General features: G+C 62.1%; 6 protein-coding genes and 2 pseudogenes. 1 reads left to right on the top strand and 7 read right to left on the bottom strand.

Annotation, left to right across the window (positions count from 1 at the left end; genetic code table 11):
- Positions 1 to 5 precede the first annotated feature (5 nt).
- The 7 genes and pseudogenes from tagF to ACVJ5M_RS13920 form a co-directional block, all read right to left on the bottom strand.
- Complete coding sequence (gene tagF, locus ACVJ5M_RS13950) at positions 6 to 707, bottom strand: type VI secretion system-associated protein TagF (RefSeq protein WP_063981822.1); 702 nt, start codon at positions 705 to 707, stop codon at positions 6 to 8.
- Positions 704 to 4,247, bottom strand: a pseudogene (gene tssM / locus ACVJ5M_RS13945) (type VI secretion system membrane subunit TssM). Before tssM ends, tagF begins: the two are co-directional and overlap by 4 nt.
- Positions 4,248 to 4,290: 43 nt before the next feature.
- Positions 4,291 to 5,817 carry a type VI secretion system protein TssL, long form gene (tssL, locus tag ACVJ5M_RS13940; protein WP_063981820.1) on the bottom strand — a complete coding sequence of 509 codons (1,527 nt, stop codon included), beginning with the start codon at positions 5,815 to 5,817 and terminating at the stop codon, positions 4,291 to 4,293.
- Positions 5,814 to 7,151, bottom strand: a complete 1,338-nt coding sequence (gene tssK, locus ACVJ5M_RS13935; RefSeq protein WP_014493496.1) for a type VI secretion system baseplate subunit TssK — start codon at positions 7,149 to 7,151, stop codon at positions 5,814 to 5,816. The genes tssL and tssK overlap by 4 nt, the downstream gene beginning before the upstream one ends.
- A 48-nt stretch (positions 7,152 to 7,199) precedes the next feature.
- On the bottom strand, positions 7,200 to 8,558 hold the full coding sequence (gene tagH / locus ACVJ5M_RS13930; protein ID WP_063981819.1) for a type VI secretion system-associated FHA domain protein TagH: 1,359 nt from the start codon (positions 8,556 to 8,558) through the stop codon (positions 7,200 to 7,202).
- A gap of 12 nt (positions 8,559 to 8,570) precedes the next feature.
- The gene (locus ACVJ5M_RS13925) at positions 8,571 to 9,134 is read right to left on the bottom strand and encodes a DUF6931 family protein (RefSeq protein WP_063981818.1); all 564 of its coding nucleotides are present in this window, start codon (positions 9,132 to 9,134) and stop codon (positions 8,571 to 8,573) included.
- Between the two features lie 5 nt (positions 9,135 to 9,139).
- Positions 9,140 to 11,009, bottom strand: a pseudogene (locus ACVJ5M_RS13920) (type VI secretion system Vgr family protein).
- A 352-nt stretch (positions 11,010 to 11,361) separates the two neighbouring features.
- On the opposite strand from ACVJ5M_RS13920, the gene ACVJ5M_RS13915 reads away from it, so the two are divergent.
- On the top strand, positions 11,362 to 12,675 hold the full coding sequence (locus ACVJ5M_RS13915) for a type VI secretion system protein TssA (protein WP_085402486.1): 1,314 nt from the start codon (positions 11,362 to 11,364) through the stop codon (positions 12,673 to 12,675).
- Positions 12,676 to 12,691: the final 16 nt, after the last annotated feature.

The following is a 12,691-nucleotide window of genomic DNA, read 5'->3' as shown; positions in this document are numbered from 1 at the left end:
GCGTGTCATCCATTCCCGGATGCCGCGTGGCCGAGATCACCGGTCAGCAGCGTGATGTAGTGAAACGGATCTGGTAATCCGCGGCAACTCAGCGCCATTGGCGGAAAGCCTTCCCCTCCGGCGGTCCACCAGAAGCTGGCCGCGGCGTAGACCTGTGGGTTGGCGGCGCAAAGTGCTGCAAACGACCCCGCGAAGGCGTCGACCGCCGAAGCCCTTCCCATTGTCGCACTACCAAGCGACGTGATCGCCGGACCGCCGGCGATGGTCTCCTGCAGTCGTGGCACCGCAAGCTGATCCAATGCATCGGAGATCTGCTCGAAGGTTGCCGCCCGATCCAGGGTCGAAAGCATGAACGCCTCCACTTGCCCGAACCATTCGTCCTGCGGATCAATGCTCGGCGGCGGCAGCGAGACGGCCTCGCCGGTCACCGCATGCAGGGTCAAGGGATAGTATCGCCCCACCCCGTCGAGCGAGGGCATGATCGCACCCGCCACTGTCGTGCCGCAGATCGCGGCGCCGAGCCAAAACCGCCAGACCGGAGCGGTCAGAAAGGCCTGCTGCCATCCTGGGCCAAGCTGGTGGCGACTTGCTGACAGCGCGGCCTGTACCCACGGCTCCCAGGCTTCCAGGAAGCTGCGCGGGGTCGCGATCGCGATGAAATCGCGCTTGGCGCCGATCTTGCCGAATAGCCCGCAACGCATGGTCATATCCCGGTCGGGCAACGAAACTCGCGCAGCACTGACAGATTCAGCGGGTTGCGCAACGACCCAGTCGAAATTTGATAGTTGAGCTCGCGCCCCGCGACGATGAAAGTCGCGCTGGCCGTTTCCGCTTTCACAACCAATGAGCCCGCCTCTAGCATCCGAAATAACGACCAGGGACCAATGCGCTCGAGCACGGATGGCGCGCCGGTGTCGTTACTAACTGAAATTGCCGTTCGCGGCGCTGGGCCCGGCCATAGGACGGTCGTTGGCGAGTTGCTCTGAGGCGGTGGTGGTGGCGGTGGCGTCGGTTGCGGACCGCCGAACAAGGACGACGTGGCCGGTCCGGGAATGGTTGGGCTCGCAATCGTGGTGCCGCCGATCTCGGTCTTAACGGTCACGCCTGGCCCCGGTGCCCCAGGAGGCCGGATCGCGAAAGAAACGGCGGGCACACCGCCGCCCGTCTGGAAGAACGCATCCCGGATATAAGCCGCATTCTGGAATTGTTTGAGCGTGTCGGGCGAGAACGACCGACCAACGGGGCTCTCCTTGCGCCAAGCCCAGTCCGACCGCGACGTGTCGGCATAAGGTGCCAGGTACTGGGTGAAGAACTTGTCCATAACGCCGTTCGGACTGAACAATTTGGCAAAATCCGCCAGCGGGACTTCCTGGCCGCTGCTGCGGACAAACGGGTAGCGGTTGGTCACGGTCTGTTGGCAGACCGGCGTGACCTGATCGCGCAACGTTTGCAGGATTTGCCCAGCGGTTGAAGCCGCGATGCTGCCTTCGAACTCCGCGGCTGCAGCGCGCAGCATGTCGGAGAATGGCGGCGGCATGCGCGAGGCATTGTTGCGGAGCGCTGCGACCTGGGTCTGAAGCGCAGCCGTGGCCTGTGCTGTCAGTTGGGGATTCTCGATGATCAACGTCAGGTTCTGCGCGATGTCGTTCAGGTTCGCGACGGTCGAGTCGATCGGCCGGCGGGTGCTCTCGCCTTCGAGCGCCGCGTGGTAAGGTTTGAACTGTGCCTCGATCGTCGCGCCAGGCGGTCCATCCTGGGCATTCGTGAAGAGTGCCGGCGCCGGTGCGGCAGCTGGCGCCGAAGCGTTCGCCGGCTTCGCCCGTTCCTTGGTCAGCACCGTCTCATCGCGCACCGATTCCAGAATTTGCCGCATCGGCGAGGTCGGCGCCGAAAGCGCCCGCAGCACCTCGTATTTCGGCTTGTCGGCGAGCAGCTTCTTCAGGCGCAGGCTCCCGAGCGCCGTTCGCCAGGTCGTCACGAAATCGTTGGAATAGATGTTGAGCAGATCGCCGGCCAGATTGTCGTACTGCTGGTCGATGGCCGACTGCTGGCCTGCATCACCCAAAACCCATCGCTCCCGCTTCATCCGCTCAGACAATCCGGACAGCCGGGCGACGAACTTCTGATGGAAGCCGTTATACGTGAAGAACTCAGGTACCCGCACCGCGTCCAAAGGCTGCCCCGTCGTGGTTTCGAACACGACACCCATGTCGGGTCCGCCATGGCGGCTAGCGATCCAGTCGCCAGCGGTCGATGCGCGAGCCTCCGATTTCAGAAACTCGTAGGCACGTTGCGACACGCTCAGGCGCGCCAAGGAGCTCTGGGCCTGCTTGATCAACCGGCCGTCGAGTTCGACCAGCGGCTGCTGCTCGGTCTCGAGGTCGAACATTGCCACGAGGTTCTCGTCGAGCAGACGCCGCCCTTCCGCGTTGGTGGCGCCAGGATAGAGGTTGTCCGCCCAGTCACGTTGCATCCAGGAGCGGATCAGCTCGCGGTCCGGCGACTGCAGGCCGCCGACCATCAGATAGACCTTGAGCGCCTCGTAGACGAAGGCAGGTTCGTTGATGCGCGCATTGAGCTGCTCCTCGAGGCGATACAGCAGGCGCGGCCGGAACATGCGCTCAAGCGCCGTATGATAGGCCGCCTTCGAGGGCGACAGCAGCCGGGCGCGCTGACTGAGCCCGTAGCGAGCCGACAGAGGCACCGACTCGCCGCGCGATCCGTAGCCTGCCGGGGCGTTGCGCAGCCGGTAGAGCAGCGGCAGCACCTTGTCGAGATCATGATCGGCAATCAGCGTCTGCTTGATAAGTGGTGCGCCGGCGGCCGCATACTCGCTATCCGCCTGCAGGCTTTGCTCGATCAAATCGGAGTTCCGCTTGTAGCTCATCAGCCAGGCTGCGATCAGTCCGATCGAGACCAGGCCGATCAATGACAGGGCCGCGGTTTTCAGGATCAGCGCGCGGCGCACCGCGGCACGGTCGGTCGAGACCCAGTCGGCCTCGCCGATGATGACCTTGGAAATCAGATCGGCGAGGAAGAAGCTCTTGCCCGTGCCCGAATAGGATCCGGAACCGACCTCCTCAGCGCCGAACGTACGTGCCAGCGACCCGATCAATTGGTCGATCGGCGTGCCCTGCTGCGTACCCGAGGTGAAGTAGAAACCGCGCAGGTTCGCGTTCACGTGATAGCGCGTCGGCTCGAAGATCTGGTTGAGGAAGTCGTGGATCTGGGGCTTGAGCCGCGCCATCTGTGCCGGAAAGCCGAACAATTGCACGCGGTGCTGGGGCGTCGGCTCGTCCTGCAGACGGTCGAGCGTCTCCTCGCTCAGGCGCTCCAGCAGACGGTCGAACTCGACCGGGATCTGCCCCACCAGATTCTGGGTCTTGTCTGCGGTCTGGAACGTGGCACCCCAGACCTGGCGGCGGCCGGCCTCGCCGAGATAGGCGAAATACTCGGTGAAGCCGGCAACGAGATCGGCTTTGGTAAATAGCGCGTAGACCGGGAAGCTGACCTTGAGCCTCTGATGCAACTCGAGCAGGCGCATCCTAATGGCATCGGCGTGAAGTGCGAGTTCCTGCTTCGGCAGCGTCAGGATGTCTTCGATACTGATGGCGACAAGGACGCCGTTGATCGGCTGGCGCGACCGGCTTTTCTTCAGGATGTCCAGGAACGCCAGCCAGCTATCCTTGTCGGCCTTGCTGTTGGAGTCCTGGGTCGTGTAGCGGCCGGCGGTATCGATCAGCACCGCCTCCTCGGTGAACCACCAATCGCAGTAGCGCGTACCGCCGACCCCCGCGATCGCTGCGGGCGTCGCCCCGCGCGCGAGCGGAAATTTGAGCCCGGAATTGACCAGCGCCGTGGTCTTGCCGGCTCCGGGCGGGACCGATGATGACGTACCACGGCAGATCGTAGAGATAGCCCGACTTGTTGCCGCTGGCGGTCTTCAGCGTCGCGAGCGCATCCTTCATGCGCTCCTTGAGCACCGGTTCATCGCTGACGGGCTGGTCCGCACCAGCGATGCCATCGGCAATCTCCTTGGCACTCTTGCGCCGCTTGAACAGATTGAGGCCAACAATGCCTGCCACGACCGTGGTGAGCAGCAGAATAGCGATCTGCCGGACGATATGGTTCTCCAGCGGCCGCCAGTCGCCGAACGCGATGAAGGGACCGGCGAGATAGATCACCGCTCCGAGCGAGCTGAGCCCTACTCCGTAGAGAACGATGCGAAGAATGTCCTTGGCAAGCATCTAACCGTACCTGTCGCAAACCACCTGACCCGGCGGTATCTGCCTATTCGCTGCGTTCGATAAAGATCTCGACGCGCCGGTTCTTGGCGCGTCCCTCGGGTGTCGTGTTGCTACCGATTGGCGCATCTGCTCCTTTGCCCTCGACGTCGACGCGCGAACCATCGGTCAAGCCAGGCTTCAGTGCCGCGGCAACCGCCTTGGCGCGCTCGACCGACAACTCGAAATTTGTCGGGAAGCGGACTGTGCGGATCGGCGAACTGTCGGTATGGCCAACGACCCGGATCCGTCCCGGCTCCTTGTCGAGGGTTGCCGCGACGCGGAGTGCGATCGGCTTGAAGCCGTCGAGGATGGTCGCCTGGCCCGACGCGAACAACGCCAGGTCGCAGACCCTGATCACGATGAAGCTCGGGGTCTGGTCCGCCGTCATGGCACAGGCGGTGTTCTCCTTCGCGAGCGCGTTGCGGATGCGTTGCAACTGGGTGATGCGATCCGGTGGCGGCGGAGGTGGCGGCGGCGGCGGCGGTGCAACGATCTGGCGCTTGAGCTCGATCGGGCCGGCCGGATGGAGCGCGAGCGCCACCTCGGCAGCATTCTCTGCCCGGCCAGCGAGGAGCGTCCGCAGGACGAAGTAGGACCCGGTCAGCAGCGCGGCCACGACAGCCGCGACGAGCCAGACCGGAACGCGCAGACGCTGCCGGCGCCCCGCCAGCGCTTGCCCGCGCCAGTTGGGCGACAGGTCGCTCATCGTCTTCGGCCGGACCCGGCGCAGCAATTCATAGAGGTTACGCTGGATCAGCTGCAGGTTCGCAAGTCCGCCCCCTGACGTCCGGTGAATGCCCTGAAAACCAAGCGCAAGGCAGGCGTGCTGAAGTTCGAGGACCGGATAGTTGACCAGTGGATCAACCTTCAAATGGTCGAGAATCTCAAAGAAACGGACGCCGCCGACACGCTCGCCGAAGAACCGGCTCAGCATCGAATATTGCGTCCAGACGTGGCGCTCCTCGGTCGGGATGTGCTGCACGATATCGTCGGCAGTGGCACACAGGATGTATTTCGCTGTGTTGGCCTGGTGCTCGGATATGCCCGCGGAACGGATGTCCTTCTCGAAGAACTTGATCGCGTCTGCAACCTGCTCCATCAAACTCGCGAATGACGCGCGCATGAGCGCCACCCGCAACCGACCAAGCAGCTGCAGCAACGGGCCCGCAGCGCGCATCACTGGATTGGCATTTGGCGCGACGAGATCGTCGACGCGCAACGGCGGTCCCGGCGGTAGCATGGGCTGCTGCGCCTGGGCTGGCGCGGGTGTCGATATCCATTCCTCAGCGGGATGGCTGGCCGGCGCGGAGGCGTAGTTCGAGCCCTGCGGGACAGGAGAAAATGATGACGGTGGCGCCGGCGCGCCGGGAGAGGGTACCGGTGATGGCGAATAGCCTGGACGTGCCGCAGGGCCCTCGCCCGGCGGAGGCTGAGAGGTCGGCGCCGGCGGCAACTTCCCGCCGGGGTTGGGACGGATGATCGTCCGTTCGCCCCGACCGAAAGGATTGACCGGCTTGTCCCTGTCGCTCATGGCCTGTCTTCCAGGATGGCCCAAAGATACAGCTCAAGCTCCGGCCAGTCGCCGGAGAAATGCATTCCGATCGAGGCCGCCGTGCTGAACTCGGGCCACAGCGGCGACTTGCGGTCGAGATAGAAATAGACGTGATCCGTGATGGCCCGGATGTGCGGCGGCGGCGTCGGCAAATGCGCCAAGGTCAGGCCCGGCAGGTTTGCGTGCACGATCTCGTTCATCTTGGTGTTCGGCCCGACCTTGAACAGGTGCGGGAAATCGTTCTGGATCTCCACGAGCGGCCGCCGTGCGGCAACCTCCAGCACCAGGGTCGCGTTTCGGAATAGCGCGCGATCGCGGATCGGCGACACGAACGCATTCTGTGCGCGCTCGATGATCTCCAGGCGGATTGCCCGCCGGCCCAATCGCGCGCTCAAGAAGTCCTGGATGTCGCTCACCAAGGGTGTGAAGACGTTCTCGAGATCGTCGTGATCGTAAGCCGGATAGTTGCGCGCCCGCCGTTCCGCCGTAGAAAATGTCGCAAGTTCGCCCGCGAATCTCAGCAATTCCTCGTACAGGCGCTCGGGGTGCACGCTGCCGGAGCGCTGGAAATGAGTCAGGACGGGAATGGTACGGTTCAGCACTTGCAGGACCAGATAGTCGACACTCTGCAACCCACCGCCGGATGACGGATCGACCGCGTAACGCGCCAGCTCGTCGAGTTTCGTCTCAACCCAGCCGATGATGCGGTTGAGCCAGCCATCGATGATCGGATGCGCGGCGCAGATCAGCATCGGCGGCACGAATTTATCGTCGAACAGGATGTTCTTGTCGCGCACCTCGAGAATGCGCGCGATGCCGAGGCCCATGTATCCGGGCTTGCTGCTCTTGCGCAGTTCGAACGACAAGCGCGGATAAGCGATGTCGATCTCTTCCTCGATGCGTAGCGCAGAGGTCGAGTCAATGAAGGTTTCCGAACTACGAACATAACGACTGGCGCTGTCGGTGCGATCCTCGTCGACCTCGCGGGTGTTTGGCGCCGCGACCGGCATCATCAGCCAGACGACCTGGCCTGCCGCCGTCTCCGGCACATCGATCGCTTCGGGAATTTGGCTGTCCGCAGGGATATCGAACGGCGTACCGTCCGGCATGACGCCGGACGCATTGCGCACCGCGAACTTGCTCTGTTCGGTAAGATCCTTGTCGATCTCCAGCTGGGCAAAGCCCCACGGGTATGGTGTCGTGTAGCGAACGCGCTTTTCCAGCAAGTGTTCGATGTAGCGGTCGTTCTGCTGCAGATGATGCGGCCGCAGAAACAGACCTTCCGACCAGAAAACTTTGCTGTACCAAGACATTCCTACATCCACTTAGAAATTGTCGGCAGCCGCGTGGTCGCCGATAGTTTACTTTGAACCGGGCTTGTCACCGCGGTCGTAATAGTTCGAGAAATGCAACATAAAGGTTTCGATCGGCGCGCTGTTGTCGCGGCCGAGATGCGCCTTCCACCGCGTCAAGAACTCGTCCCAGAGTTTGCCCTTGTTCGTGCCGAGCCAGGAGCTTGCGCCACGCTGAAGCTCGAGCTCGCGGGCCATCAGCGTCGGATCTATGCCCGCAATCAGTTCATGGACAGCGTGCTGCATCGCCATATAGGTCTTCAACTGATGTGACTTGAGATCACTGAAGCCCTGCGCAAAGGCGCGCTGTGTGTCGAGGTAGCTGCGCGTCGGCGGCCCAAAGAGAATGCGCATCGCTTCTTCCGAGGTCGGCGAGAACTTCAGCGGATTATTTTCGAGGGCTTGGACGGTGGTTTGGCTAGTGCTACGGGTCAGCTGCTTGGCTTGGGTCCGCGCCTGCAGCAGCGCCATCAGATTATCCACGGTCATACGCAAGATGACGCCAAGCTGTTCGGCGAGTTCGGCATCGGACTTGCTGGCAAAGAAATTGTCCGGCAATCCTGCAGCGCGCGCCACCAGTCGCGCGAACTCGGGACCGCCGACTGGCTTGGCCGTGACAGGTCCCTCGTCTGCCGCTTGCGCCGGGCGCGATGGCGATGCTGGCGGCTGGGCAGCGGCTGGTTCATCATCAATCCATACCGACGGCCGGCGTGGGGTCGGCATGATGGGCGGGCGCTCGACTTGCGGTTTCGGCGCGTTGGCTGGACCGGCTGCCCAGTTCATGTCGTCGTCCTGCTCGGACGGTTGGTACGGAGACGCCGGCTGTGACCGTCGGAATGGGTCTACACCAGGTGCCGGGACGCTCGCCGCCCAATCCAGGAACCCCGGATTGACGGGCCGCGCAGCCTCGCGTGGCTTCTTCAGCAGTTGCGGATCGATCGGCGGCGGAATGTCACGATCGGCTGTCCAAAGCTCTCCGTAGTCGGCATGCTGCTGGACCGAGGGTTCGCGCAGTTGCGCCTCGTGGTTTGGGCTGCCCCCGCCAGCCTCATTCTCCAGCGAAACTCCGATGATGTAGTGGCCGATCGTGAGTCGGTCACCGTCGCGCAAGCGGTGCGGCCCCCGCATGCGCTGGTCGGCACCATTGAGAAAGGTGCCGTTGGTCGAAACGTCGTGCAGCCAATAGCCACCGTCGCGAAAGTGCACCTCGCAATGCTTTCCGGAAATCGTCCGCGCCGGATCCGGCAGCGTCCAGTCGAGGTGACGGTCCCGGCCAATATCGACTGAACGCCTGCCGGTGACCGTAAACGACACAGGTCCGCCATCCGGAAGGTTCGGTTCGTTCTCGATATTAAAGCGAAGCACCATCACATCGTCTCGTTAGCGCGGAGGGCGCGGTTCGCCGCGTGCCAATTGAATACCATCCTCTAGGCATGACGTCATTATCCGGTCCCGGGCGTCACGGGGGAGCCGGCAGAGGCCGATCAGCAGTGCTGCACGCACCGCCCGCGCGGCCTGATCTGGCTTAGCTTCCACGGGCGCAAATTCCGGGGGAACCACGCTTCCGCCGGACCAGCCGGCCGCCAGCGCCAGCCATGTCGCCGGCTGCTCGGGATCATTGGCATTGCCGACAGCCAGCGCCTTGTTCCGGGACTGCTCGTCCGGTTGCCGGACCCAGGTCTCCACAATATTGAGCGACCTGGTATCGCTGGCGTCGAAATGGTCGAACATCAGTCGCAGAGAGCGACATCCCCAGGCAACTGCTACGCGCCTGGGAAGCAGATAGGCACAGTAAGACACGGCCGGGTGCCAATTCCGCGCATCGGCGGCCTCCTGAAGGAAGTCCAGCGAAGGCTTGTCAGCGTCGGCTTTGCCGACATCATAACGCGCCAAGGGATAGGCCTGAAACAGATCCTGAACCGTACCGAACCGAACTTGTCCCATGACCGTCAACCAACAAGGGTTGGAGTACCGTGGGCGACCAGCGGACCACCGGCAGCAAGCGCCATGCCGGCCTGCGCCGTCATGGCGATCGTCGGCGCGTTGATGACGATGCCCGCCGGGGTCAGGATGATCTGACTAGGACCCACCTGTAGGGTGATGTTCGCATTGGCCATGAGCGTGATGCTGAGGCCTGCATTGACAGACTGGTCCATGGCCAAAGTGATGTGCTGACCACCCAACTGGATATCGAGCTTATCATTGCCGTTCTTGAGCGTGGTGTTGCGCGTGTCGCCGCCAAATGCAGCTTCGCCGATGGTACGTGTCTCGGTGTCGCGGACCGTTACGTCGTGGTCCTTCTCGGCATGCACCGTGATCTTCTCGGATCCCTTCTTGTCCTCGAAGCTCCACTCGTTGAAGCCGCCGCCACCTTTGGTGGAGTCCGACTTCAATCCCCCGATCGTCTTCTTCGACGGCAGATCGTAGGGCAGCTTGTATTCGTCGTTGTACACGGTGCCGATCACCAGGGGCCGGTCCGGATCCCCCTCCAGGAATTCGATAACGACTTCCTGTCCGACGCGCGGGATGATCTGACCGCCCCAGCGCTTGCCAGACCAAACCTGAGCCACGCGCAACCGGCACGACCGCTTCTTCTTCCGATCCCAGAAAAAGCGGACATAGATTTCGCCCAGGGACTCGACGTCGATTTCCTCGCTCGAATTATCGTCTTTGGTCACCACCTTGGCCGTCTGGATGCCGTTGATTCTTGGCTTCGGCGTCATCATCAGCGCTCGAAACGGCCGATCGCTAGGCAAGAACTCGTAGCTGCCGAAATAGACGTGTTGCCCTGCGTCGCTCGGACCGCCGGTGCGATAGGATTCGATCGAGAACGAGTGCACAGCTCGCACCACGAGGTATTCGACGTTCTGCGAGTCCTTGGAGTGCTTTTCGAGCTTCGTCAGCCCGCCAGGGAACAGGTTGACGGCGTCGCCATTGCCGCGGCGACGCCGATCCATCGCTTGCTCTGCCTGGAGCTGGATCTTCGCGTAGCGCTCCCCGTCGGATTTCTCCTTGAACTTCCCGGGATAGTCGTAAAACTCCATCTCCGACCGAGTGTAATGCTCGGAGCCCTTGGCGTCGCTGATCATCTGAGCGTTGGGCTTCTGATAGTTGTAATCGTTGAGTTCGATCTTGCCGGTACGAAATCGCCGCTCCGATACCCATTCATAGATGTGCTGCTCGCCTCGCGCGGTCGGCACCCGCCAGCGGGATGTAGGGAATCGTAGCAAGACCATTGATCGGACTGTGCGACGATTTGGAGTCCGCCAACACCAGCGTGTGCTTGCCGCCCTCATGCTTGAAGAAGTAGTAGATGCCGTGCTGCTCCATCAGCCGGCACACGAAGTTCATGTCGGTCTCGCGGTACTGAACGCAATATTCGAGCTTCGGACAAGAACCCTCTTCGGTGAGTTTGGATTCATAGTCGGTGAAGCCGCGTTCGTTGAAGACCTCTTTGATGATGTCGGGCGCCTTCTTGTCCTGAAAGATCCGGCAATCGGTGGTTCGCGACAACAGCCATAACCAGGGCCTCAGCACGATCCGGTAGCTGAAATAGTCGTTCTTCACCCCGAGCCACTGGGCCTCCGTCAGAATGCCGCTGAACTCGCGCTCCTTTTCATGCAGCTTTATGGTCAGCGTGCACTGCTGGCCGATAGCGCGGTCGAAGTCGAGGTCGGCATCCTCACTGAGACACTCGATGCGATACTCGAACAGTTCGCTGAGACCTTCCGAGCCTTCGAATCCGGCAAAAACCAAAACGTCCTTGCCAAGAGGCGTCTTGAGTTCGCAGAGGCGGGTATCCTGAGTAAGCTGGCCCATGTGGGCTTAAACTCCCTCCTTCGATCGAATGACCCGCTGCAAAAAAGCTGATCAGACGTTATGCAAGAACGACGGAAATCCTGCGTGCCGCCGGCTGTGCCGGCAAGCCCGCCCCAGGGCTGGGCTTCCTGACGTTCCACAACGGCCGCCAAAGATCTACCCCGGGCCATCAAGTAGTCGGCTCCAAGAGCTTGCCGGTTCACGCGAAAATGGCATGATCTTCGGGAATGAACCAAGGTCGGCAGGCATCTGACCCATAGGTATAGATTCCGGATCATGCGCCCCCGCGCGATCCCCTAGTCGCCACGGGCTCGGCAGCGGGGCCGTGATCGAGCAGATGGACGGTCCGCATATGCTTGACGTCGCCTCCCTGACGCAGCCCATTGCCGCTGACGATCCCTGCGGACCGGATCTCGACGCCATCGGAGACGTCCAATATCTGAACTTCTTCGCAGGTGCGGAATCGCTGCTACCGATGTCGTTCTTCGAGGTCGTCAATGCCAACGGAGAGCGTGGACGCTTCGATCCAAAAGCGGTCGATTTTGCCGGCCAGTTTGCCGCCGCGCAGCCCATTCTGGCGCGTACCCGCGATCTGCGTCTGAACCTGCTGCTGGCCAAATTTTCAATCCTCAACCGCGATCTCGACGGCTTTCTCTGCTGCCTGAAGGCGACCAACCTGCTGCTGCGCGAGCAGTGGGAAGCGGTGCATCCGAAGGGCGAGGACGGCGACTACGCACTTCGCGCCGTCACAGTCGAGGCAATCGACGTGTTCCCGACCGTGATCAACCCGCTCCAGTTCCTTCCCCTGATCGAGAACCGCAGACACGGCAACCTCAACTACCGTGCCTATCAGATCGCTCACGGCGAAATTCCCGCCGGCGACGCCGACGCCGACGGGCCTGATCTGGCGGCCATCGAGCGCATCGTCAGCGAGACAGATCTCGACACTCTCAAGGCAGCCAGCGGGCGGTGCTCTGCGGTCGCTGCTGAAATCGCGGCCATCAAGCAGACCTGGCACGAGAAGTTGAACGCGGGGCAACCGATCAGCCTCGACAGGCTCTCTGGCTTGGTTAACGGCATGGCTGCCTGGCTTGCGGGTCTTGTCGCGTCGCGCGATCCGGCCGCGATCGCCGCAACCGCGGAAGATGTCGGTCCTGTCGATGCACAGGCGCCGTCAGACACGACCGGTGTGGTGACTTCATCCGCACAGGCATCTGCAGCGCTTGCAGCAGTGGCAGACTATTTTGCCCGAATGGAACCGTCCAACCCGGCACTGTTGCTGGTGCGTCAAGCGCAGGAGATGGTCGGCAAGTCATTTATTGAAGTCATGCGGATGCTGGTGCCTGCGCACGTGGGGAGCGCTGCGATCAACATCGGACGCGACAAGGTCTTCGACCTGCCGATCGAACGGATGGCGGAACTCGCCACGTCATTCTCATCGACGGCCGAGAACAACACCCAAGACATTGTATTTTCAGTGGAAAGCAGAACGCAAGCCTTGGGCCTGCTGGCGAAGGTGGCGTCGTTTTTCCGAACCGCAGAGCCGTCCAGCCCCATCCCCTTTTTGGCAGATCGCGCGCGCGACCTCGCGCAACGAGACTTTCTCAGCCTTTTGAATGATGTTCTTCCTGAGGGAGCGCTTAAAACAATCGACAGATCGCATTGAACCCAGCTTTCGCTCG

This window comes from Bradyrhizobium sp. S3.7.6, assembly GCF_054061875.1.
This window is presented reverse-complemented; position numbering and strand designations above follow the sequence as displayed.